The 316-nt window shown below is 69.3% G+C and carries 1 pseudogene; it reads right to left on the bottom strand.

Features of this window, described 5'->3' with window-relative positions:
- Window positions 1–13 precede the first annotated feature (13 nt).
- Window positions 14–316: pseudogene (locus tag ACQ7JA_RS25065) on the bottom strand (IS1595 family transposase); the annotation flags it as partial.

Here is a 316-nt window from a genome sequence, read left to right as displayed (position 1 = left end):
AGAGGCGTCCATTTCATTTCTGGATGTGGATGGCGCCGCGTGCGCGTCGGCCCGCCCGGACATTGACGGACTCATGCGTGAATCCGGCGCCGGCGGCAAACCGGGCATAGGCCGCAGCGCCATCGCTGATGAGCAGCCCGTCGCTGGCCAGCACCGGCTGCAGACAGACATGCAGTTGCGCAGCGGTGACGGGCCCACGTCCGGTATGAAAATCCAGCGTCGTACCAACGCGGTCACGCGCCACCAGCAGGCAATCGTGCTCGCGGCTGATGCCGCGCCGCCGGGCGGCGCCGCCGCGCTTTCTCGGCGGGCGCGT

Source organism: Massilia sp. BKSP1R2A-1 (assembly GCF_050586525.1).
Lineage (GTDB): Bacteria > Pseudomonadota > Gammaproteobacteria > Burkholderiales > Burkholderiaceae_D > Telluria.
The sequence above is the reverse complement of the archived record's forward strand: the minus strand, read 5'-3'. Positions and strand labels throughout refer to the sequence as shown.